Source organism: Pseudomonas veronii, assembly GCF_002028325.1.
Classification (GTDB): Bacteria; Pseudomonadota; Gammaproteobacteria; order Pseudomonadales; family Pseudomonadaceae; genus Aquipseudomonas; species Aquipseudomonas veronii.
Window position 1 is genome coordinate 2,862,370 of record NZ_CP018420.1, and the last position, 23,604, is coordinate 2,885,973.

The following is a 23,604-nucleotide window of genomic DNA, read 5'->3' on the forward strand; positions in this document are numbered from 1 at the left end:
ATGCAAACCCAGGACCGTATTGCCCTGGAACTGAATATCAACCGCTCGTTGGTCAAGGGGGGAGCGCCCCGGGAGATCCAACGGCGTATCGACTTCATCAAAACCACCCTGCGCCATTCCGGTTGCAAGGCTCTGGTGCTGGGCATCAGCGGCGGCGTCGATTCGCTGACGGCCGGGCGCCTCTGCCAACTGGCGGTAGAGCAACTGCGCAGCGAAGACTACGCCGCAGGCTTTATCGCCCTGCGCTTGCCCTACAAAACCCAGGCCGACGAAAGCGACGCCCAGGCCTCCCTGGCCTTCATCACCCCCGACCACATCGACACCCTCAACATCGCCGCCAGCGTCGACGGCCTGATGGCCTGCCTCACCGCCACCGAAGCCAGCGCCGCACAGGTCGACTTCATCAAAGGCAACGTCAAGGCCCGCACCCGCATGATCGCGCAGTACGCGATGGCCAACCTGCACAACGGCCTGGTGGTCGGCACCGACCACGGCGCCGAAGCATTGATGGGGTTTTTCACCAAGTTCGGCGACGGCGCGTGCGACCTGGCCCCGTTGTCGGGCCTGACCAAGACCCAGGTGCGCCTGCTGGCTGATGCCCTCGGTGCCCCGGCGAATCTTGTGCACAAACAACCTACCGCCGACCTCGAAGAGCTGGCACCGGGCAAGCTGGATGAGCAGGCATACGGCTGCACTTATGAAGAGATCGACGCCTACCTGATGGGTGAGCCGGTGGGCGAACGGGTGCGAACGATTGTGGAGCAAGCCTATCTGAAGACCGCCCACAAACGCGCGCTACCCATCGCACCTCGGTAGGCGCCGAGCAGGCGGATGAAACGCTACCGCTCAATCGACCGACTCCACCGCGCATTCCACTCCGGCCGCGCCTGGTTCACCTGGTCCCAATCAATCGAAATCGCCGTCTGCAAATAACCCTGCATCGCCTCCACTCGGGCGCGGGTCTTGTCGCTGGTGGGCGTGGTCGGGTTTGACGGGATCTGATCACCTTCCTCCAGCGCCGGCGCCTGGGCTTCGGCGGTCAGCAGGAAGGCCGCGAGTTTCTGCGCCAGTTCCGGTTGGTCGTTGCGTGCGATCACGCATTCGGCCACGTTCAGCACCACGGCGCCTTCCTTGGGTTGCGCGTATTCCATCGGCACGCCGAGCAGTTTCTGGGTGGCGACCTGGGTCGGGGTGAGGGGGAAGATTGCCGCTTCGTCGGTTTGCACCATCTCGGAGATTTTCGCGGAGCTGGCGATGTACTCCAGCACGTTGGGGCCGACGGTTTTGGGCCAGGCCTTGAAGCCCGGTTCCACGTTGGTCTCTGAGCCACCCTGGAGGCGGTTGAACATCAGGAAACCGTGCAGGCCGAAGGTCGATGAGGCCAGGGACTGGAACACCACTTTGTCCTTGAAGCGCGGGTCGGCCAGGTCCATCCACGAGGTCGGTGCAGCCCAGCCTTTCTCTTTGAACAGCCTGGCGTTGTAGCCCAGGCCGGTGACGCCGAGGGTCACGGCCACGGCTTGGTCCTTGATTTTCGCCTTGGCCGGGATCTGCTCCAGGGTCGGGCTCGGCGCCAGTTTGTCGCACAGGCCCATGGAGATGGCGCGGTACATGATGCCGTCGTCGAGGAACATCACATGCATCTGCGGGTTGTCTTTGTTGGCCTGGACCTTGGCGAGGATGTCCGACGACGTGCCGGGCACGATCACCACCTTGACGTTATTGGCCTTTTCGAACGCGGGCAGCACCTTGTCGGCATACACCCGTTCCATGGTGCCGCCGTTCATGCCCAGGTACAGCGTCGGGGCCGCATGGGCGGTGGAGGCGAGCAGAGCGAGGGACAAGCAGGACAGCGCAATACGAGTATTCATGGATGTTTTTCCTCTCAGGCTTGGAAACGACGGATGGAAAACGCTTCGATGGGTTGCCGGCTGGCCCCTGTGCAGACGATCTCTGCCAGGGCTTCACCGACCGCCGGGCCCAGCTGGAACCCTGCGCCGGCAAAGCCGAAACCGTGGAGCAGGCCAGGCTGGGTGCTGCTGGGGCCGATCACCGGTTCATGATCGGGTAGGTAACCTTCGGTGCCGCTCCAGGTGCGAATCGCCTGGGCACCCTTGAGAAACGGGTACAGCTCGCCGGCATGGCGCAGAATCTCCAGCACCGCCGCTTGCCCGGGCCGCGCCTGCCGGGGGCCAAGCGCAAAACCGCGACCGCCGCCGAGGATGCAATTGCCCCGGGCCACCTGGCGCGCATAAATCCCGCCGCCTTCGACACCGGTGCTGACGTTCATCACCACGGCCAGCGGCTCGGTGACCAGCATGGCCGGGTGCGCAGACGTCATGGGGACCGGCTCGCCGAATTGCGCGGCGACGGTCCCTGCCCAGGCGCCGGCGCAATTGAGCAGCCATGGTGCCTGCAGGTGCAGGCCGTTGGCGCAATCCACCTGGAACTGGCGGCTGTCATGTTCGATGCGGATCACCTCGGCCTGCTCGTAGACACACGCGCCAAGGCGTTGCGCGGCACGGGCGAAGGCGGGGGATACCAGGCGCGGGTTGGCATGGCCATCTTCGGGGCATAACGACGCACCCACTGCGATATCCCCGACCCACGGAAAACGTGCGCGCAGTTCGGCGTAATCGAGCAACTGCAAGCTCAGGTCAAAGCCCCGCGTGTGTTCGGCATACGCCTGCAACGCGGCAAAATCCCCATGACTGCGCGCCAGTTTCAAATGCCCGGAGCGCACGTATTCGCCATCGATACCGATCAAGCCGGGCAGGTCGGCCCACAATTGATGGGCGCGCTGCGACAACGGCAACTGATGCAACGGCCGTCCCTGGCGCCGCACGCCGCCATAGTTCACGCCACTGGAGTGCGAGCCGCAGAAGTCCCGTTCCACCAACGCCACACGCTGACCTTTGTGCGCCAGCATCAAGGCCGCCGACGCACCGACAATCCCGCCGCCGAGGACGATGACGTCGATCATGGCTGCACCTCCACGCCAAACGGTAGCGGCTTGATCGGGGCCTGGCCGCGCAAACGCCCGACGTCTTCTATCCCGCGACCGCTGCGCTCGGCGACGATTTCAGCCGCCGCCAGCCCGCACATGCGCCCCTGGCAGCGGCCCATGCCCACCCGGCAATGGGCCTTGACCCGATTGATTTCCCAATGACCGTCATCCACCACGGTGCGGATATCGCCAACCCGGATTTCTTCACAGCGACACAGCATCAAGTCGTCCGGCGCCTGCGCGGCCCAGTCTGCCGGGAAGGGAAACGCCGTCTCCAGGCCCTGGCGAAAGCGCTGGATGCGCGCCAATTGCCGCTCAAGCAGGGCCGGGCGCTGATGATCGATCGCGACGCCTGCATCCGCCAGCACCGCCAACGCCGCCCGCTCACCGGCCATCTGCGCGGCATCGGCACCCATGATCCCGGCACCGTCGCCCGCCAGGTACACACCGTCGACGCTGCTGCGCCCGGCACAGTCCCGTTGCGGCAGCCACGCACGGTTCAAGGCATTCCAGGCAAATTCACAACCGAGCAGGTCCGCCAACTGCGTTTCGCTGCGCAGCGCATGGGCGAAGGCCACGGCGTCGCAGGCCAGGGTGTGCTTGCGCCAACGTATGCCGCTGACCCGTTGTTCACCGTCGATCTGCTGCAGCGTCACGCCCTGATGCACGGGAACGCCATGGGCCGTGAGCCAGGCGCGGTAATACAAGCCCTTGGCCAAGGTCGCCGGTTGTCCGAGCAGCGCCGGCAAGGCGCGGCATTGGGCGCTGAACGGCGCGCTGTCGAGCACGGCGACCACATCGGCGCCGGCCTTGGCGTATTGATACGCCACCAGATACAGCAACGGCCCGCTGCCACAAAACGCCACGCGTTCGCCGATGGCGCAACCTTGGTACTTCAAGGCGATTTGCGCCGCACCCAGGCTGTAGACACCGGGCAAGGTCCAGCCCGGCACCGGCAGGATACGGTCGGTGGCGCCGGTGGCGACGATGATTCGCGAATACTCGACGCTGGCTGCGTGACCATTGTTCAACAGGTCCAGGCGCCGATCCTCGGCATTCCACACCAGGGTTTCGGGCCGGTAGTCGATCAGCGGCGCCAGTTCATCCAGGGTGCGATGCACGGCCTCGGCCTTACCCGCCTCAAATCCGTATATTTGCCTGGCGGTGCGTTGGAAGCCTAGGGGTTGGCGGCGATAGATCTGCCCGCCGCCGCGCAGGCTTTCGTCCACCAGGCACGGCGTTACGCCGTGGTCGAACAGGGTGCGCGCGGCACTGATTCCTGCCGGGCCTGCGCCCACGATCACCACCGGCTTCATAGCTGGCGCCCCGGGTCGCGGCTGATCGCCTGGCCTTCTTCCAGCAGGGTCGAACAGGCGCGCACGCGTTGTCCGTCCGCCAGGCGCACCCAGCAGTCCTGGCAGGCGCCCATCAAGCAAAACCCGGCGCGGCGTTCGGCACTGAAATCGCTGCCGCGCAGGTGCTCGGCGCAGGTCAGTACCGCCGTCAGCAGGGTGTCGCCGAGCAAGCCTGTGGCCGGTTGCCCGTCGAGGGTAAACGCCAGGGCAGGGCGTGCGGTTTCGGTCAATCGTTTGAACAAGGCCATCAATGTTTTCCCACCAGCACGCGATCCAGGCCGTAGACCCGGTCGAGCACAATCATGGCCGCCGCCGTGAGGGCAATCACCAGCGCCGACACTGCCGCCATCATCGGGTCGATGGATTCGGTGGCGTACACGTACATACGCACCGGCAAGGTTTGCGTGGCCGGCGAGCTGACGAAGATCGATAAGGTCACTTCGTCGAAACTGTTGATGAAGGCCAGCAACCAGCCGCCGGCCACGCCGGGCAGGATCATCGGCAACGTCACCAGGCGAAACAGCGTGAAGCGTCCGGCACCGAGCGATTCGGCCGCCTGCTCGGCACTGCGATCGACCCCGATCGCTGCCGCCAATACCAGGCGCAGCACATAGGGCGTGATGATCACCACGTGCGCCAGCATCAGCCAGGTGAAGCTGCCGTTGACGCCCATCAAGGCGAACAACCGCAGCATCGCCACCCCCAACACCAGGTGCGGGATGATGATCGGCGACAGGAACAACGCACTGAAGAAGTTACGTCCCGGGAACTGATACCGGCTGATTGCAAGCGCCGCCGGCACTGCAATCAGCGTCGCCAGGGTTGCAGCGGTAAATGCCAGGATCAGGCTGTTGTAGAACGCCTGGATAAAGTCGGCACGCTCGAACACCGCGCGAAACCAGCGCAGGGAGAAGCCCGACGTGGGCAGGCTCAAGGTATTTTCCGGGGTGAAGGCCACCAGGCACACCACCACCAGCGGCGCCATCATGAACACCACCACCAGGCCGTGGAAGCCAAGGGCCAAAGGACCGTTTCTGGACATGCGCTTAAACCCCCAGGGACTTTTTGTAGCGGCCTTCGACCATGCGGTTCCAGCTCAGCATGATCAGCAGATTGACCAACAGCAGGACCACCGCGATGGTCGCGCCCATGGGCCAGTTGAGTTCCGAGAGGTACTGGTCGTACACCACGGTGGCGACCATTTTCAGGCGCCGCCCACCAAGCAGGCCGGGGATCGCAAAGGAGCTGGCGGCCAGGCCGAACACGATCAGGGTGCCGGACAGCACGCCCGGCATTACCTGGGGCAACACGATCTTGCGCATCACCGTGGCCTGGCTCGCGCCCAGCGACAAAGCCGCCTGTTCGGCCGAGGGGTCGAGCTTTTGCAGGGAGGTCCACACTGGAATGATCATGAACGGCAGCATCACGTGTACCAGCGCAATGATCACCGCGAACGGCGTGTACAACAGCTTCACCGGGCGCCCGCCCAATGCCTGGATCACCTGGTTGACCAGCCCGTCGGCGCCGAGCAGCAGGCTCCAGCCGAACGCTCGCACCACCACCGAAATCAACAACGGCGTGAGGATCAGGATCAGGAAGATCGAGCGCCACGGCGTACCCATGCGGCTGAGGATGTAGGCTTCGGGCACGCCAATCACCACGCAGAGCAGCGTCACTAGCGCGCTGATCCAGAAGGTGCGCCAGAAGATTTCGTAGAAGTACGCGTCGCTGAACAACGCCAGGTAATGAGCCAAGGTCCACTCATCGGCCTTAACCCCCACTTGGTAGTCGAACACGTTGAACGACAGCACCAGGGTCAGGCCCAGCGGCAGAATCAGCAGCCCGGCGAACAGCAGCAACGCCGGCAGCGAGAGTAGATAGCCGCGACTCATGGGTGCACCTCATCCGCCGTCAGCACCCGCAGCAAGTCGGCTTGCCAGTCCAGGCCGACTGCCGCGCCGCTACCCAGCGGCGCGCTGCCGTCGTTGCTGCGCACCACGGTGATTTCGCCCAGCGCGGTATGGATTCGGTACAGCCACTGGCTGCCGAAGAAGTAGCGGTCGAGCACCTGGCCTTGCAGGCGACCTTCGCTTGCGCCCACCAGCTGGATTTTTTCCGGGCGCAGGCTCAAGACCAGTTCGCCGTCACCCGCGGCGTGGCGCACCTGCGGGATGCCGCGTGCGTCGTAATCGCCGGCCAGCAGGTTAGCCTTGCCGACGAAGTCCGAGATAAAGCGCGTCCGCGGGTGTTCATACAGCTTGTAGGGCACGTCGATCTGCGTCACGCGCCCGGCCTGCATCACCACCACACGGTCGCTGATGGACAGCGCCTCGGCCTGGTCATGAGTGACCATCAGGGTGGTGATGCCCACCGCGTGCTGGATGCGGCGGATTTCAAACTGCATCTCTTCGCGCAGGTTCGCGTCGAGGTTGGACAGCGGCTCATCCAGCAACAATACCGGCGGCTCAATCACCAGCGCGCGCGCCAGGGCCACGCGTTGGCGCTGGCCGCCGGACAATTCCCGGGGGTAACGGTCGGCGTGGGGGGCCAGGCGCACCAGCTCCAGCACGGTCTTGACCTTGGCGGCGATCTCGGCGGCCGGCACTTTGCGCATCTTCAGGCCGAAGGCGATGTTGTCGCGCACGGTCATGTGCGGGAACAGCGCATAGCTTTGGAACACCACGCCCAGGCCACGGCTGGCGGGCTTGGCGTGGGTGATGTCGCGACCGTCGAGCAGGATCTGCCCAGCGCTCACGTCGACGAAGCCGGCGATCATTTGCAGGGTGGTGGTCTTGCCGCAGCCCGAGGGGCCGAGCAGGGAAACGAACTCGCCTTTTTCCACCGCAAGGTCAGTGGCGACCACCGCGTCGACGGCGCCGTAGCGTTTGCTCAAGGCGTTGAGTTGGAGAAATGCCATGTCTGCGTTCCACCTTTTTTGAGTCGCGTCGAAACGCGCTTTTTTGTTTTGGGCAGATGCGAAAAGGGTGTTGCGGGTGCGTTGGCGCTCGATCTTGAGTCGGCTGCCGGTTGTTGTTCATTTCGCCCCTGTGGACGCAGATTAGGACGAAGACTAGGATGGGCGAAAGATGGAATTTCACTGAATGGAGTGTTTTTTTCAGTTTTATTCACTGACAAGAATTATTGATGAGATAACACGTTATGAATTCTACTGAGCGGAATGAAAATACCAAGGAAGTGGGTGCGGGCGGCGTGTCTCGCTTGTTCGCATTGCTGCGTACCTTGGGCGGCGTGCCCGACGGCGGCGAACGCGTGACCCAGCTCGCACAACAGGTCGGCCTGTCCCAACCCACCACCCACCGCCTGCTGCGCAGCCTGATGGATGAAGGTATGGTCGAGCAGGACGCGCGCAGCAAACGCTATCGCCTGAGCCTGGAGTTCTTCGCTCTGGCGGCGAACGCGGGCAAGACCGGCAACCTGCGCGACCTGGTAAGGCCGAGCATGCTGCGCCTCAGTGCGTCCCTGGGGGATTCATTGTTTTTGCTGGCGCGCAGCGGCTTTGATGCGATTTGCCTGGACCGCAGCGAAGGCCCGTACCCGATTCGTACTTTCACGGGTGATATCGGCGGGCGCGTGGCATTGGGCGTGGGGCAGGGCAGCCTGGCGATCCTGGCCTTTTTGCCGGAGGAAGAGCGCGAGACGGTGATCCGCTACAACTTGCCAAGGCTCAAGGATTTTCACCTGTATGACGAGGTGCTGTTGCGTTCGGAAGTGGAGAACGTGCGCAATCTGGGTTATGCGGCGCGCAATACCGGCGTGCTGGAAGGCATGGCGGGATTGGCGGTGCCGATCCTGAACCGGGACGGCCATGCGGTGGCAGCATTGAGCGTGGCGACCATCAGTGACCGGTTGGGGCCGAGTCGCCTGCCGATGGTGGTGGAGTTGCTCAAGCGCGAAGCGGCGGCGATCGGGCCCCGGATCAATCCGTTTGATCCGACGCTGCGCCGGCCCTCACAGACCTTTGGTGGGTAGGTCATCCAGATACCGAGACCTGCAGCGCGCCAGCTCCAGAGCGTAGCGTCCAAGCCCCTTGACGCACATCCGTTTTCGGCAGCAAGAATCGGAGTGCGGGTACATTTCGAACACCCTTACGGTGAGACTCCAAACTTAGAGGCGTTCACCATGGCTTCCGTATAGTTGGCCTTTTCCCCTTAACTACTGCAACAACTTTTTTACGGCGGCGGGCTTATTTGTTTAGCGGTGTGGTTCGTTCTCAGCAAGAGCCAACCGAAGCAAGAACCCGCACCTGCCTCGGATTGATCCAACCACTCAACTGCCCTCGACGATTTGTCATCTGATGGGCGGGTGACTACGTAAGTGAATACCATGTCTTGGTTTTGCGCCGTCCGCTGGATGACTTGGCCGGGCGGACGCACTTCTTGAGTTTGACTTATGTACCGGGCTCTTTATTGTCTAAAAAACGATGCCTTTTCATCCGGTACATTTCATTATCCGAGTAGGTGAGCAGTGTGTCGGCATCCTTGCCGTCCTCGGGATAATAGGCAACGCCGATACTGCACGACGGCATCTTGAGTGCGCCGAATTCAGGCGGTAGTGGCGCAGCCATGACGTCGTGAATCTGTTCTAACTTTTTGGAAATGGCGTCTCTCGACTGGATATCGGTCAACAGCACCGTAAATTCATCGCCGCCCATCCGGGCCACGGTATCCGTCTCACGTATGCAGCTTTCTAGACGTCGGGCAATCATGCAAAGAATACGATCCCCCGCGGCGTGGCCATGGACGTCATTGATACTCTTGAAGTCATTGATATCCAGAAACAGCAAAGCCAACTGACTATTGTGACGGTGCGCGACGTGCAGGGCAGATTTCAGTCGATCACTGAAAATCGAGCGGTTGGTTAGTTTTGTCAGCGGATCATGATGCGCGAGGAAACGTAACTCCTCCTCGGCCTGAGTCAAAGCCGTCACGTTGCGTGCGACGCCAATCCTTGCACCAACCTCTTCCGACCAGAATGCCGCCCACAGGATGTACACGACGCCTCCATCCTTACGGATGTAACGGTTGCGGAAATCGAAGTGGAATTGACCATTCATGACGCGGGCAATCGAGTCCCGTGTGCTAGCCAGGTCTTCAGGATGCATATAGCGGGTGATAGGGGTGCCGTTCAGCTCGTCAGGACGGTAACCCAGCAGGGCCTCACAGGCATCACTCACAAAAACAATGTGGTCGTCTCTATCAACCACAAACACTGTATCCAACATCAGATGGATCAGTTTGGGGTAGAGCGCTTGTAGGTCAACGGCCATAAGTCATGGGGCATATCCGATTCATAGAGCGCGATCATAGCCTGATCGATAAGGCCTGCGGCGAGTAATCTTACCGGCAAGTATGGGAGCACGTATGCCAGGCGAATACGACCTCATGCCACTCTTGCTTGGTGCGATGGTGTCTGCCTAAACGCGGAAGCTGTTTGCCCTGGATTTATCCGCCTTGGTGCGAGCCAAGCTCAGTCAGCAGACGATTGACCGCCGCGCTTGATTCTTCCATTTCGCTTGCGGCGCGCAGTACAGCGCTCCAGTCATTTTCAATGATTGCCCTCATAAAAAGTATGGAAACGCTTCACCGGATGAGCTATCGTTTTTTTGACATCGTATTGCCACTATTCAAATAACAGGCTGATGCCATTTGCAGGAGTGCTGGTAGTGAATGAAAGCTCTTCTCAAATAGGCTTGCGTCAGTGGATCTGGCGGGCGTTCATGCAGAGTGCATTAATCCCGTTGGTCCTGGTGGAGACGATTCTGATTGCTTGTTACCTGCTGACCAATCAGGCGATCCGTGTATCGCAACTCGATTATTTGGAACGCAGTGCAATTGAAAGCCTTGGCGCAACTGCCGACCAGAACACCCGAATCATTCAAGATCAATTAACCCACATCGCCGATGTCACTCAGCTATTTGCGGATATGACGGCTAACTCACTGCGTGCCGCTTCAACACCCTTGAGTGAAACATTAAGCACTTCTGCTGATGGGGCTCTTTACAGTGGAAAAGACCTGGGCGGAGCGGCGTCGTTCTACTCGTCGGTCACACCTGTCGCGCAACAGAACCTGGGTAAAGTGCAGAAGTTGTCCAGCCTCGACCCATTGATGCGTGCGATCAAAGATCATGAACCGATGGTCGCCAGTGTCTATTTCAATACGTGGGACAGTTACAACCGGATTTATCCGTGGATTCGTGCCGATGAACAATATCCGCATGATATGCAGATACCCGGTTATAACTTTTATTATCTGGCCGATGCCGAACATAACCCGCAGCGAGGGGTTCGCTGGACTGACGTCTACCTCGACCCGGCGGGTCATGGCTTGATGATGTCCGCGATCGCGCCTGTTTATGAGCGCAACTTTCTCGAAGGCGTGGTCGGGCTGGATATCACCGTGGGCGATCTGCTGAAAGAAATTTCCACGCTTAAGGTGCCGTGGGGCGGGTACTTGATGCTCGTCGGCGCGGACATGAAGATCATGGTGTTACCGCCCGAAGCCGAACATGACTTTGAAAAAGGCAACTGGAGTGGTTCGGGGGCAAAGGCCACGAATGAAGGCGCGGTCAACCTTGCGGGTTCAAATCTGATCGACGCGGTGGACCCTCGGGAGTTGGCGGCCGCTGTCGCGCGCAATAGTCGTGGCAGCGCCGAAATCGTGCTCAACGGGCGCACCCATCTGGTCGCATGGGCCGAAGTGAAGCCGGCGGGCTGGCGATTGCTGGCGGTCGCCGATGAAGAGGACGTCATGGCGGCCACGAACAGCTTGGCGCTCCATTACCGCAACATCGGCTATTTGATGATTGCCGGCCTGGTGATGTTTTACCTCGCGTTCTTCAGTTACATGTGGATTCGTGCGCGCAAATTGAGCCATAGCCTGCGGCGGCCGATCCGCGATATCAGAGACATGCTGCAGCAAATTGGCAACGGCCAGTGGCTCCCGCAGCGCGCGCGTTCGAGCATTCGTGAGCTGGATGAAATGGCGGGCAACGTGCTGTCAATGGGCGCCCAACTGTCATCCAGTGAAGCACGGCGCAACGCGGCGCAGAACCGCCTCAATCTTGTCGTTGAAAGCATCACCGCCGGGCTCTGGGAATACCGCCTGGATACTGATCGCCTGTCGTTGAGCGAAGCGTTCTGCACCCGTTTCGGGGTGCCGGCGTGCCAACTGGAGCGCTTCTGTTTTTACGATCACGTCGACCCCGAAGATGTGCAGGCGCTTGATCGGGCGTTCAACGCGTTGCGCACCGGCACCGCATCGGTGATCGACCTGGAGTTACGTTTATTGCGGCCTGATGGCTCGCCGATCTGGTTTTTGTGTCGTGGACGCCTGATCGAATCTCTCGATGCGCGCATGCGTTTATCCGCAGGTACGTTTGTCGATATCGACACGCTTAAACAGGTTGAAGAGGATCTGCGTCGCCGTACCCTTGAAGCGCAAGGGGCGAGCAAGGCGAAGTCGCGTTTTATCTCCAGCATGAGCCACGAATTACGCACACCGCTGAATTCGATTCATGGATTCGCCCAGTTATTGCGCCTGCAAGTGGCCGATGGGCAGGAGGAGGCCAAATCCCTTGATGAGATCCTGGGCGCCAGCCAGCACTTGGCTCACCTGGTCGACGATTTGCTCGACTGGTCGAGCCTGCAGGCGGAGGCGCCGCGCTTGCAGATGCGTGTCCTGGAGGTCGACGGACTGATGCGCGAATGTGCCGAAATGGTCCGTTCCCAGGCCAAGGCTGCGGGTCTTGACCTTGAGTTGCAGTCGACGAGCCCCGCGCTGAGTGTGCTGGCCGATGCCAGGCGCCTGCGCCAGATCCTGCTGAACCTGCTGTCCAACGCCATCAAGTACAACCGCCCTCACGGTCGCTTGTTCATGGGGGCTGAACTCCATGGCAAGGAGCGCGTGCGGGTGTTTGTCGAAGATGGCGGTGCAGGTATTTCCGCAGCCCTGCAAGGCGCGCTGTTCGAGCCGTTCCAGCGTTTGGGCCAGGAAAACACCGCAATCCAAGGCACCGGTATCGGCCTTGCGTTGTGCCGAGAACTCGCCACGTTGATGAACGGCAGCATGGGGCTCATCAGCGAAACGGGCGTCGGCAGTCGCTTTTGGGTCGATCTGCCCCAAGGCATCGCGGCAACCAAGGTCCATAAGCGCTTGCTCTCGCTGTGTTTCGTGGGGCAGGACGACGAGACGCTGCGCTGTCTTGAAGACACGTTGACGGGCATGGTGGACCTGCGCCACGGAACGCTTGCGCAGTGTCTGGAGCAGGTACGGCGCGACACGGCGCCGGACGTCATGCTGATTGACTGTGACTTACTGGGAAATGACTTGACCGATGCGCTGTCGCGGTTACGACGTTTGCCAGGTGGCGATCAAATCCTTCTTATTCTGCTGTGTACATCACCACACCTGCTCGCGACGTTGGGGTGTGAGTTTCAAGCAGTGCTTAAACAACCGCTGGAACCCAATGAGCTACGCGAACTCATACGCGCGATGATGCAAGTGGAGAAACCGAATGTTCAGTGATATCCCCGCCGATACCCGAATTGTGATTATCGATGATGTGGCTGCGAACCTGCGCTTGCTGGAGTCCAGCCTGAAAGCCTTTGGTTTGCGCAACGTCTTGAGTTTCGCCGACTCGGCCAGCGGGCTGGTTTGGCTCAAAGAGCAACCGTGGGATCTGCTGCTATTGGATCTGGATATGCCCGCGCCCGATGGGTTTGAGATTCTGCGCCAACTCAGCGATCGCAATCGCTCAAGGTCTCCCGTGATTATCTTGACGGCATTGAGCGAGCCGCAAAGCCGGCGTCTCGGCCTTGAACTGGGGGCCAACGATTATCTGACCAAACCGTTGGATTTGCCCGAGCTGCTATTGCGCATACGCAACGCTCTGCGCTTGTCCCATGCCACCCGCCAACTGCAAGACCTGAACAGCGAGTTGGAGCAAAGGGTGTTTGAGCGCACCGCTCAGTTGCAGGAAAGTTATTGCGCCATGATCCGCGCATTGAGTCGTGCGGCCTGCTATCGCGATGATGAAACGGGCGCCCATGTATTGCGCATTGGCGAAACCGCGGCCTTGATGGCCGAAGCAATCGGTATGCCGCAGAGGTGGTGCGAGCTGATTCGATTGGCGGCGCCGATGCATGACTTGGGGAAAATCGGCATTCCTGATCGGATCTTGCACAAGGAAGGCCCATTAACCGTGCCGGAACGCCAGCAGATGATGGAGCATCCGCGCATCGGCCATGCAATCCTGCAAGATGCACACGCCACGGACCTGACCGATATGGCCGCGGACATTGCCTATGGTCACCATGAAAAATGGGACGGCAGCGGCTATCCGCAAGGGCTTGCCGGAAAGGACATTCCGCTGTCGGCAAGGATTGTCGCGTTGTGTGATGTCTATGACGCGTTGCGTATGGAACGTCCCTATAAGCGGGCCTGGAGCCCTGAGCGGGCGCAGGCCTATATTCTTGAACAATCGGGCGTGCATTTTGATCCGGAGCTGGTGACGGTGATGCGCCGCTGTTTCGGCCCGGTTGAACAACTCATCGAGGATGACGCCGAACTGGCTGGCGTACACAAGCAACGACAAGCCGATGCGGGCACTGGCCAGCCCCCACATTAAAACGTCGCCAACATGGGCGCCCGGCTCGGGCTCATCGCGGCCAAGGCCACCGACGTCGCCGCCGTGCGCGTCTCCACCCCCAACTTCACATACACATGTTCCAGGTGCTTGTTCACCGTCCGCGGGCTCAGCCCCAAGATATCGCCGATGTCCCGATTGGTCTTGCCGCACGCCACCCAGCGCAGCACCTCGACCTCGCGCTCGGTCAGTTGAAAGCGTGCCGACAACAGCTTGTGCGCCGGCTCATCCTCCAGGGTCAACACACTCGGTTGCGTCGCCGCCCGCGCCGACAGCAGGATGCGCGAGGTGCGTAAATGCGCCGCCACCCGCGCCAGCACCTCGTCGGTCTGGATCGGCTTGGTCACGTAGTCGCTGCCGCCCACTTCAAAGCCTTGCACTACATGCTTGCTGTCAGTCAGCCCGGTCATGAACACCACCGGGATGTCCGCGCTGGCAGGTAACGCCTTGAGCCGGCGGCAGGTCTCGAAACCGTCCAGGCCCGGCATCATCGCGTCCAGCAGGATCAGGTCCGGGCGCCGGCGTTGCACGCGGTTCAGCGCGCTGAGCCCGTCGAGCGCCACCAGCACCATGTAGCCGGCGTCGTCGAGGGCGTCGGAGAGCATGGCCAGGTTGTCCGGGGTGTCGTCGACGATCAGTACCACGCCGGGTTCAGTGCTACGGGTGAGTACATTCATCTTCGGCCTCCTTGAGGGTTCGGTTGAGTTCATCCAGGCGGAAACCCTTGAGCAACCCGCGCACTTTGCTGATGAACGGTGCAGCGTCCGGGCGGTGTTCGAGGATCGTGTCGAGTTTTTCGTGCAGGCCCCGCACGTAGCCGATCGCGCTGAGTTCGGCGAGCACGGCGAGGTCGTCGGCGCTCGGCAGCACGCTGGGCGGTGGCGGCGCGACGAAGGTTTTGGTGCGCCGCAGCCATTGCAGGCCGAGGTGTTGTTGCAGGCGTCCGAGCAGTTCCGGGGTACGCACCGGCTTGGCCAGGTAGTCGTTGCAGGCGGCGGCGATGCTGCGCTCGCGGTCGTCGGTAAAGGCGTTGGCCGAGATCACGATGATCGGCGCGGTGGACAGCGCATTGCGGCGGATCAGCCGGCTGGTTTCCAGGCCGTCCAGGGTCGGCATCGACAGGTCCATCAGGATCAGGTCCGGCGCTAGCAGCGCGACCTGGCGAATCGCATCCTGGCCGTTGCTCGCCTGGATCACCTCAAAGCCCAGAGGCGTGAGCATGCCGCTGAGCACCTTGCGGTGGTCCACATGGTCGTCCACCACCAGAATGCGCCGGCGTGCGCCGTGGTAGCCGATGATGTCGTGTTCCACATGCACCACCGCCTGCGGCGCGCGCACCTGGGACAGGAACAGGCGCACCTGGAAACAGGTGCCCTTGTCCAGCTCGCTGGTAACGCGTAGCTCGCCGCCCATCAGCGCGGTGAGCATGCGCGTGATGGTCAGTCCCAGGCCTACGCCTTTGTCCTGGCGCATCAGGTCGCCGCGCTCGAACGGCTGGAAGATCCGCTCGATCTGCCCGGGGTCGATGCCGATGCCGGTGTCGATGATTTCAAAGTTGGCGGTCTCGCGCATGTAGCTGACCCGCAGGCACACTTCGCCGCTGTCGGTGAAGTTCACCGCATTGCCGAGCAGGTTGATCAGGATCTGGCGCACGCGTTTTTCATCACCGCGCACCACGGCGGGGATCTTGCCGACGCAGTCCAGGCGAAAGCGCAGGCCCTTGTCCTGGGCTTGGGGGGTGAACATCTGCTCCAGGTCGTGGATCAGTTCGGGGAAGGGGATTTCGGTGAGTTCCAGGCGCAATTTGCCGGCCTCGATCTTGGCCACGTCGAGCAGGCCGTCGATCAATGACAGCAAGTGCGAGCCGCTGCGCAGGATGGTCGCCAGTGCGTCCTGGTGCTGCTCGGGCATGGCGCTGTCGCGCTGCAGGATCTGGGTGAAACCGAGGATGCTGTTCAGCGGTGTGCGCAGCTCGTGGGACAGCCCGGTGACGTAGCGGCTCTTGGCGGCGTTGGCGGCTTCCGAGGCTTCCTTGGCCTGTTGCAGGGCCTGGTCGGTGAGGCTGTGGGCGTCGATTTCCTGCATCAGCAGCAGGGTCTGGCGGTCGGATTCCTGCTGGGCGACGCGGCGGCTTTCGCGGGTCAGCACCACCCACCAGGCGAGCACGGCGGCCAGCACCGACAGGGTCAGGAATGCTTTGAAGAACGCCTGGTACAAGGTCTCGGAATGCGGCAAACCCTGGGCCGCCTGCACGTAGATCAAGGCCAGGGCGCCGGCGAGCAGCAGCACCAGCACCGATAACAGCCCCAGGTAATGGGCCAGCCGTGTATGCAGGCGCGGCATCAGGCTGTTGGGCAGCAACCGGCGCAGCACGCCTTCGAACTGGCTGACCAGCCGCGCATGGGGTTTGCAACGGTCGCCGCAGCGCGCATCCAATGAGCAACACAACGAACAGATGGGCGTGCTGTAGGCCGGGCAGAACGCCATGTCCGCCGTCTCGAACGGGTTGCTGCACAGCCCGCAGACCGCATGGGTGGCGGGTGCCACCGGGTGAATCAATTGGGCGTCGCTGGTGCGTGCGATGTAGTACTTGCCCTGGGTCATCCAGGCCAACAGCGGCGCCATCACCAGCGCCGTGCCGAGGGCGACGAAGGGCGGCGCGGCCTGGGCCAGGGCGCCAAACAGGCCGAAGTGGGCGAGGATCGACAGTAGCGAGGCAATCAGCATCGAGCCGACACCCACCGGATTGATGTCGTAGAGGTGCGCGCGCTTGAACTCGATGTGTTTGGGCGACAGTCCCAGGGGCTTGTTGATCACCAGGTCGGCGACCAATGTACCGATCCAGGCAATCGCAATATTCGCGTACAGCCCCAGCACCTGATCGATCACATCGAACACGCCCAGCTCCATCAGCATCAACGCAATGGCCACGTTGAACACCAGCCACACCACGCGCCCGGGGTGACTGTGGGTGACGCGGGCGAAGAAGTTCGACCAGGCCAGGGAGCCGGCGTAGGCGTTGGTCAGGTTGATCTTCATCTGCGAGATGAACACGAACAGCACCATGGCGCCGAGGGCCCACTCCGGCGAGCTGAACACATAACGGAAGGCGACCAGGTACATCTGGGTCGGCTCGGCGGCGCGTTCCATGGGGATTTCATGTTGCAGGGCAAGGAACGCCAGGAACGCGCCGCCAAACATCTTCAACGCGCCGGGGATAATCCAGCCGGGGCCGGAGCAGAGCAGGGCGGCCCACCAGCGCTTGCGGTTGGCGGCGGTCTTTTCCGGGAGAAAGCGCAGGTAGTCCACTTGCTCGCCGATCTGCGTCACCAGCGACAGCGCCACGGTACAGGCGGCGCAGAACGCCAGCAGGTTGAAACCGCCGCCGTCGCCGCTGCGCCCGACAAAGCTGGTCCAGTCGCTGAACGCGTCGGGGTTTTTCCACCACACGAAGCCATAGGGCAACACCAGCAAAAACAGCCACAGCGGTTGGGTCCACAGTTGCAGGCGACTGATCAGCGTGACGCCGTAGGCCACCAGCGGAATCACCAGCAGCGAGCAGATCACATAGGCGAAGGCCAGCGGGATATGAAAATACAACTCCAGTGCCAGCGCCATGATCGCCGCTTCCAGGGCGAAGAACAGGAAGGTGAAGCTGGCGTAGATCAGCGAGGTGATGGTTGAACCGATATAGCCGAAGCCGGCGCCACGGGTCAGCAAGTCCATGTCCACGCCATAGCGGGCGGCGTAATAGCTGATGGGCAGTCCGGTGAGGAAGATCACCAGGCTGATGGCCAGGATCGCCCAGAAGGTGTTGGTGAAGCCGTAACTCAGCACCAAGACGCCGCCGATCGCCTCCAGCGCCAGGAACGACACCGCGCCCAGGGCGGTGTTGGCGATGCGCAGCTCCGACCACTTGCGAAAGGATTTGGGGGTGTAGCGCAGGGCGTAGTCTTCCATGGTCTCGTCGGCGACCCAGGAATTGTAGTCGCGGCGGATCTTGACGATGCGCTGGGTGCCGGGAGGGGATTGCACGATGGTGAGGCTCCGCAGAGTGGACGAAGGGAGTGAGCAAGTTCCATGCCCTCGACTGCGTTGGGAGCCAGATGTGGGAGGGAGCTTGCTCCCGATGACGCTGTGTCAGTCGCTAATCAGTTGACTGACACAGCGCCATCGGGAGCAAGCTCCCTCCCACATTGGTCAGCGGTGGCTGGGCGGACGCGATCCTGCCCTGCATTGGTGCGCAACGGCATACGTCAAATGACGTACTGCGTTACGTCAGGCTGCGTATACCCGCGCTGGCCCGCTGCCGCCATGCTGGAGCCCTCATTGCAGAGGAGTCGCCCCATGGAACCACGATTGATCCGCTCCAAACCGTTGTTGGCCCTGTCGTTGCTGGCGGCCGCGCTGTTCAGCCAGGGCGTGCTGGCCGACAACGAAGGCCTGGCCGTGACGCCGACCGAAGTCACCGTCGGCCAGTTGCACTCGGCCACCGGCACCATGGCTATCTCCGAGACCGGCTCGATCCAGGCCGAACGCCTGGCCATCGAGCAAATCAACGCCTCGGGCGGGATTCTGGGACGCCAGATCAAAGTGATCCAGGAGGACGGCGCCTCCGACTGGCCGACCTTCGCCGAAAAGGCCAAGAAGCTGTTGGTCAACGACAAAGTCGCCGCCGTGTTCGGCTGCTGGACCTCGGCCTCGCGTAAAGCCGTGCTGCCGATCTTCGAGAAAGAAAACGGCCTGCTCTACTACCCGACCTTCTACGAAGGCCTGGAACAGTCGAAAAACGTGATCTACACCGGGCAGGAAGCCACCCAACAGATCCTCGCCAGCCTGGATTGGATCGCCAAGACCAAAGGCGCCAAGACCTTCTACCTGGTCGGCTCCGATTACATCTGGCCGCGCACGTCGATGAAGATCGCGCGCAAGCACATTGAGAACGTACTGCACGGCACCGTGGTCGGCGAAGACTACTACCCGCTGGGCAACACCCAGTTCGGTTCGCTGATCAACAAGGTCAAGCTGAAAAAGCCTGACGTGGTCTTCGCCGCCGTGGTGGGCGGTTCCAACGTGGCGTTCTACAAACAGCTCAACGCGGCGGGCGTGAATGCGTCCAAGCAAACCCTGTTGACCCTGTCGGTGACCGAAGACGAACTGCTCGGCATCGGCGGCGAAAACATGGCCGGCTTCTATGCCTCGATGAAGTACTTCCAGAGCCTGGACAACCCGAACAACAAAGCCTTCGTCGAAGCCTTCAAGGCCAAGTACGGCAAGGATGCGGTGATCGGCGACGTGACCCAGGCGGCTTACCTCGGCCCATGGCTGTGGAAAGCGGCGGTGGAGAAGGCCGGCAGTTTCGACGTGGATAAAGTCGTCGCCGCCTCCCCGGGCATCGAACTGAAAACTGCGCCCGAAGGCTACGTGAAGATTCACGAGAACCACCACCTGTGGAGCAAGTCGCGCATCGGTGAAGTGCAGCCCAACGGCCAGTTCAAGGTGATCTACGAGTCGGATCTGATCGAACCGAACCCGTTTCCAAAGGGTTACCAATAAGCTTCAAGCACACCGATTCAAATGTGGGAGGGGGCTTGCCCCCTCCCACATAGAGCAAAAGCACATCGCATTCCAACTATCACCTCCCGCTCTCAGGAGACCATCATCATGGAATGGCTATCGGAATTTGGAGCCATCGCGGCGATGCAGGGGTTCAACGGCTTGTCCGTGTTCTGCGTGCTGTTGCTGATGGCGTTGGGGCTGGCGATCATTTTCGGCCAGATGGGCGTGATCAACATGGCCCACGGAGAATTCCTGACCATCGGCGCCTACACCACCTACGTGTGTTCCAGCCTCACCGCGCACTTTGCGCCGAGTTTTCAACCCTATTACTTCTTCTTCGCCATTGCCCTGTCGTTCCTCGTTGCCGGCGCGGTGGGCTGGTTGGTGGAATGGGCGATGATCAGCCGCTTGTACAAGCGGCCGCTGGATACCTTGCTGGCAACCTGGGGCCTGTCCCTGGTGATGCAGCAAACCTTCCGCTCGGTGTTCGGCGCCCGGGAGGTCAGCGCCGAGCCGCCGGCCTGGCTGATGGGCTCGGTGAACTTCACCGACGCGATTGAAATCCCGCGTAACGGCCTGTTCATGATGGCCCTGACCGTGCTGCTGACGGCGGCGATCTTCCTGATGCTGTACCGCTCGCGTTGGGGCCTGCAGGTGCGTGCGACGGTGCAGAATCGCCTGATGAGCCGCGCGGTGGGCATCAATACGCGCAAGGTCGACCGCATGACCTTCGCCCTCGGCTGCGGCGTGGCCGGGGTGGCCGGTGCGGCGTTCACCACCATCGGTTCCACCGGGCCGACGGCGGGTTCGCAGTACATCGTCGACACCTTTCTGGTGGTGGTGTTCGGCGGTGCGCAAAGCCTGTTCGGCACCATTGCCTCGGCGTTCGTGATCGCCCAGACGCAATCGCTGTCGGAGTTTTTCCTCAGTGGCTCGATGGCCAAGGTGCTGACCTTGTCCTCGGTGATTCTGATCCTGATGCTGCGCCCGCAAGGGTTGTTCTCCATCAAAGTGCGCAAGTAGAGGCGAGCAGATGAAGGCTTTAGACAAGCTGCTGGGCGGCCAGCAAAACCTGATCGGCATCGCGCTGCTGGCGCTGCTGATTCTCGTGGTGTTCCCCCTGACCCTGGATGCGTTCCGGCTGAACATGGTCGGCAAGTACCTGACCTACGCGTTTGTCGCGGTCGGGCTGGTGCTGTGCTGGGGCTATGGCGGCATTCTCAGCCTGGGGCAGGGCGTGTTCTTCGGCGTCGGCGGCTACTGCATGGCGATGTTCCTCAAGCTGGAAGCGTCCGACCCGGAAAGTACCAAGATCCAGTCCACGCCGGGCATCCCGGACTTCATGGATTGGAACCAGATCACCGAACTGCCCTGGTTGTGGCAACCGTTTCACAGTTTCAGCTTTACCCTGGTGGCGGTGATTGCGGTGCCGGTGCTGCTCGCATTCATTATCGGCATGGCCTTGTTCAAGCGGCGCGTGGGCGATGTGTACTTCTCCATCGTCACGCAGGCGATTGCGCTGATTCTCACCGTGCTGATCGTCGGCCAGCAAGGGCTGACCGGCGGCGTCAATGGCATCACCGACCTCAAGACCCTGCTCGGCTGGGACCTGCGCACCGACAGCGCGAAGCTGATCCTGTACTTCATCAACGCCGGCTTGCTGTTCGGTTGCATTTTCATCGGCCGCTTCATCCTCGCGTCCAAGCTTGGCCGGTTGTTGATGGCGATGCGCGACAAGGAGGAGCGCGTGCGCTTTTCCGGGTATGACGTGGCCAGCTTCAAGATCTTCGTGTTCTGCGTGGCCGCGGCGTTCTCGGCGATTGGCGGGGCCATGTTCGCGTTGCAGGTGGGCTTTATGTCGCCGTCGTTCGTGGGCATCGTGCCGTCGATCGAGATGGTGATCTTTGCCGCCGTGGGCGGGCGCATGTCGCTGCTCGGCGCGGTGTACGGCGCGCTGCTGGTGAACTATGGCAAGACCTACTTTTCCGAGTCCTTTCCCGAGCTGTGGCTGTACCTGATGGGCGGGCTGTTCATCGCCGTGGTCATGTACTTCCCCAATGGCCTGGCCGGCTTGTGGGACAGCCATGGTCGGCAGGCATTGGCCCGGCTGCTGCGCCGTCAACCACCAGTGAAAGCCGTGGCGCCGCTGGTCAAGCCCAAGACTGAAAGCAAAATCCTGGAGACCCAGCCATGACCGCCGTCGGCTTTGAAATGAACAAACCGGTGCTGGCCATCGAAGGTCTCACCGTGTCATTCGACGGCTTCAAGGCGGTCGACAACCTCAACCTGTATATCGACCGCAATGAAGTGCGCGTGGTCATCGGCCCCAACGGTGCCGGCAAGACCACGGTGCTCGACCTGATCTGCGGCAAGACCCGCGCCACCAGCGGCAGCATCCAGTTCGACGGCCAGGAACTGACCACGATGCGCGAATACAACATCGTGCGCGCCGGGGTCGGGCGCAAGTTCCAGAACCCGTCGATCTACGAAAACCTCACGGTGTTCGAGAACCTCGAGATGTCCTATCCGGCCGGGCGCAAGGTCTGGGGTGCGCTGTTTTTCAAGCGCAATGCCCAGGTGATCGCACGGGTGGAAGAGGTGGCGCGGGAGATCTTCCTTGGCGATTTGCTGCAACAACAGGCGGACTTGCTGTCCCACGGGCAAAAGCAGTGGCTGGAGATCGGCATGCTGTTGATGCAGGACCCCGAGCTGCTGATGCTCGACGAACCGGTGGCCGGCATGAGCGTCAACGAACGCGCGCAAACCGCCGAGCTGCTCAACCGCATCAGCCAGGGCCGCTCGGTGCTGGTGATCGAGCACGACATGGAGTTTGTCAAAAGCATCGCCCACAAGGTCACGGTGCTGCACCAGGGCAAGGTACTCGCCGAGGGCAGCATGGAGTCGGTGCAAAGTAATCCGAAAGTCATCGAAGTGTATTTGGGCCACTGAGGAGTCCGGCATGTTCAAGATCGACCAGTTGTCCTGTGGCTACGGGCAGAGCCAGATCCTCCACGACCTGGACCTGAACGTGGCCAAGCGCGAGATCGTCGCGGTGATGGGCCGCAACGGCATGGGCAAGACCACGTTGTTCAAGAGCTTGATGGGCATCCTGCCGCAGTGGAAAGGCCAGGTCAGCGTGGACGGGCACGATGTGTCGGCGCTGGAAACCCATGAACGGGTTGAACGCGGGATTGCCTACGTCCCCCAGGGCCGTATGATCTTTCCGAGCATGACGGTGCTGGAAAACATCCAGACCGGCCTGCCGGCCTCGGCGCGGGGCAAGGTGCCGGAGGACTTGTACGCGCTGTTCCCGGTGCTCTACGACATGCAGTCGCGCAAGGGCGGCAACCTCTCCGGCGGCCAGCAACAGCAACTGGCGATTGCGCGGGCGCTGGCGACCAACCCCAAGGTGCTGCTGCTGGATGAACCGACGGAGGGCATCCAGCCGTCGATCATCAAGGATATTGCCCGCACGCTGAAGGAGATTCGCAACTTAAGGGACCTGACCATCGTGGTCTCGGAGCAGGTGCTGTCGTTCACCCTGGAAATCGCCGACCGCTTTTTGGTGATCGAAAAGGGCCGATTCGTGATCGAAGAAACCCGGGACCGGGTGGACGAGGCAACCATCAGCCGCTACCTGTCCGTCTAGCCGCTACCGATTGTAGGAGCCGGCTTGCCGGCGAAAAACGCCCAGGCGCCGGGTTCATCCTGGCGACGCGCGTCATCGTTAACGACCTTCGCTGGCAAGCCAGCTCCTACAGAAAAGCACACCTGCGAACCTGCCGGCGAAAAACGCCCAGGCGCTACGTTCATCCTGGCGACGTGCGTCATCGTTAACGACCTTCGCTGGCAAGCCAGCTCCTACAGAAACGCAGGGCTGCGAACCCACCTGTAGGAGCCGGCTTGCCGGCGAAAAACGCCCAGGCGCTGCGTTCATCCTGGCGATGCGCGTCATCGTTAACGACCTTCGCTGGCAAGCCAGCTCCTACAGAAAAGCAGGGCTGCGAACCCACCTGTA

Annotated in this window: 19 protein-coding genes; 9 read left to right on the plus strand and 10 right to left on the minus strand. The window is 61.6% G+C overall.

All coding sequences use genetic code 11. The features are described 5' to 3' along the window. Positions 1 to 816, plus strand: coding sequence for an ammonia-dependent NAD(+) synthetase (gene nadE, locus PverR02_RS13365; protein WP_079443606.1), 816 nt, complete (start codon positions 1 to 3; stop codon positions 814 to 816). A 23-nt stretch (positions 817 to 839) separates the two neighbouring features. Here nadE and PverR02_RS13370 read toward each other — a convergent pair whose 3' ends face one another. The 7 genes from PverR02_RS13370 to PverR02_RS13400 are packed head-to-tail and all read right to left on the minus strand — an operon-like array spanning position 840 to position 7,279. Next, positions 840 to 1,871, minus strand: coding sequence for an ABC transporter substrate-binding protein (locus tag PverR02_RS13370; RefSeq protein WP_079443607.1), 1,032 nt, complete (start codon positions 1,869 to 1,871; stop codon positions 840 to 842). Between the two features lie 14 nt (positions 1,872 to 1,885). Next, complete coding sequence (locus PverR02_RS13375) at positions 1,886 to 2,983, minus strand: NAD(P)/FAD-dependent oxidoreductase (RefSeq protein WP_079443608.1); 1,098 nt, start codon at positions 2,981 to 2,983, stop codon at positions 1,886 to 1,888. After that, complete coding sequence (locus tag PverR02_RS13380; protein WP_079443609.1) at positions 2,980 to 4,323, minus strand: FAD/NAD(P)-dependent oxidoreductase; 1,344 nt, start codon at positions 4,321 to 4,323, stop codon at positions 2,980 to 2,982. Before PverR02_RS13380 ends, PverR02_RS13375 begins: the two co-directional genes overlap by 4 nt. Beyond that, positions 4,320 to 4,610, minus strand: coding sequence for a (2Fe-2S)-binding protein (locus PverR02_RS13385; RefSeq protein WP_046383765.1), 291 nt, complete (start codon positions 4,608 to 4,610; stop codon positions 4,320 to 4,322). Before PverR02_RS13385 ends, PverR02_RS13380 begins: the two co-directional genes overlap by 4 nt. Continuing rightward, positions 4,610 to 5,404, minus strand: a complete 795-nt coding sequence (locus PverR02_RS13390; RefSeq protein ID WP_079443610.1) for an ABC transporter permease — start codon at positions 5,402 to 5,404, stop codon at positions 4,610 to 4,612. The genes PverR02_RS13385 and PverR02_RS13390 overlap by 1 nt, the downstream gene beginning before the upstream one ends. A 4-nt stretch (positions 5,405 to 5,408) precedes the next feature. Then, positions 5,409 to 6,254, minus strand: coding sequence for an ABC transporter permease (locus PverR02_RS13395; protein ID WP_046383763.1), 846 nt, complete (start codon positions 6,252 to 6,254; stop codon positions 5,409 to 5,411). After that, positions 6,251 to 7,279, minus strand: a complete 1,029-nt coding sequence (locus PverR02_RS13400) for an ABC transporter ATP-binding protein (RefSeq protein ID WP_079443611.1) — start codon at positions 7,277 to 7,279, stop codon at positions 6,251 to 6,253. The genes PverR02_RS13395 and PverR02_RS13400 overlap by 4 nt, the downstream gene beginning before the upstream one ends. 242 nt (positions 7,280 to 7,521) lie before the next feature. Between PverR02_RS13400 and PverR02_RS13405 the strand changes: the two genes are divergently transcribed. After that, positions 7,522 to 8,352 (plus strand): IclR family transcriptional regulator, encoded by an 831-nt coding sequence (locus PverR02_RS13405; RefSeq protein ID WP_046383761.1) that lies wholly within the window; start codon positions 7,522 to 7,524, stop codon positions 8,350 to 8,352. Between the two features lie 418 nt (positions 8,353 to 8,770). Here PverR02_RS13405 and PverR02_RS13410 read toward each other — a convergent pair whose 3' ends face one another. Beyond that, positions 8,771 to 9,649 carry a GGDEF domain-containing protein gene (locus PverR02_RS13410; protein ID WP_057004789.1) on the minus strand — a complete coding sequence of 293 codons (879 nt, stop codon included), beginning with the start codon at positions 9,647 to 9,649 and terminating at the stop codon, positions 8,771 to 8,773. 396 nt (positions 9,650 to 10,045) lie between these two features. On the opposite strand from PverR02_RS13410, the gene PverR02_RS13415 reads away from it, so the two are divergent. Together PverR02_RS13415 and PverR02_RS13420 are read left to right on the plus strand one after the other, a co-directional pair. Next, a complete protein-coding gene (locus PverR02_RS13415; RefSeq protein WP_321572494.1) occupies positions 10,046 to 12,907 on the plus strand; it encodes an ATP-binding protein in 2,862 nt (953 codons plus the stop codon). Beyond that, the gene (locus tag PverR02_RS13420) at positions 12,897 to 14,009 is read left to right on the plus strand and encodes an HD domain-containing phosphohydrolase (RefSeq protein WP_079443613.1); all 1,113 of its coding nucleotides are present in this window, start codon (positions 12,897 to 12,899) and stop codon (positions 14,007 to 14,009) included. The genes PverR02_RS13415 and PverR02_RS13420 overlap by 11 nt, the downstream gene beginning before the upstream one ends. On the opposite strand, the gene PverR02_RS13425 is transcribed toward PverR02_RS13420, so the two are convergent. After that, a complete protein-coding gene (locus tag PverR02_RS13425; RefSeq protein WP_079443614.1) occupies positions 14,006 to 14,704 on the minus strand; it encodes a response regulator in 699 nt (232 codons plus the stop codon). The genes PverR02_RS13420 and PverR02_RS13425 overlap by 4 nt on opposite strands. Beyond that, positions 14,685 to 18,062 (minus strand): ATP-binding protein, encoded by a 3,378-nt coding sequence (locus PverR02_RS13430; RefSeq protein WP_079443615.1) that lies wholly within the window; start codon positions 18,060 to 18,062, stop codon positions 14,685 to 14,687. Before PverR02_RS13430 ends, PverR02_RS13425 begins: the two co-directional genes overlap by 20 nt. Positions 18,063 to 18,374: 312 nt before the next feature. Between PverR02_RS13430 and urtA the strand changes: the two genes are divergently transcribed. The 5 genes from urtA to urtE all read left to right on the plus strand — a co-directional run bounded on the left by urtA (position 18,375) and on the right by urtE (position 23,235). Beyond that, positions 18,375 to 19,583 (plus strand): urea ABC transporter substrate-binding protein, encoded by a 1,209-nt coding sequence (gene urtA / locus PverR02_RS13435; protein WP_024074866.1) that lies wholly within the window; start codon positions 18,375 to 18,377, stop codon positions 19,581 to 19,583. Positions 19,584 to 19,691: 108 nt separating this feature from the next. Then, positions 19,692 to 20,609, plus strand: coding sequence for an urea ABC transporter permease subunit UrtB (urtB, locus tag PverR02_RS13440; protein ID WP_010564283.1), 918 nt, complete (start codon positions 19,692 to 19,694; stop codon positions 20,607 to 20,609). Positions 20,610 to 20,619: 10 nt separating this feature from the next. After that, on the plus strand, positions 20,620 to 21,780 hold the full coding sequence (gene urtC / locus PverR02_RS13445; protein ID WP_079443616.1) for an urea ABC transporter permease subunit UrtC: 1,161 nt from the start codon (positions 20,620 to 20,622) through the stop codon (positions 21,778 to 21,780). Then, positions 21,777 to 22,535, plus strand: coding sequence for an urea ABC transporter ATP-binding protein UrtD (gene urtD, locus PverR02_RS13450; RefSeq protein WP_079443617.1), 759 nt, complete (start codon positions 21,777 to 21,779; stop codon positions 22,533 to 22,535). Before urtC ends, urtD begins: the two co-directional genes overlap by 4 nt. Before the next feature lie 10 nt (positions 22,536 to 22,545). Beyond that, positions 22,546 to 23,235, plus strand: a complete 690-nt coding sequence (urtE, locus tag PverR02_RS13455; RefSeq protein ID WP_046383753.1) for an urea ABC transporter ATP-binding subunit UrtE — start codon at positions 22,546 to 22,548, stop codon at positions 23,233 to 23,235. Positions 23,236 to 23,604: the final 369 nt, after the last annotated feature.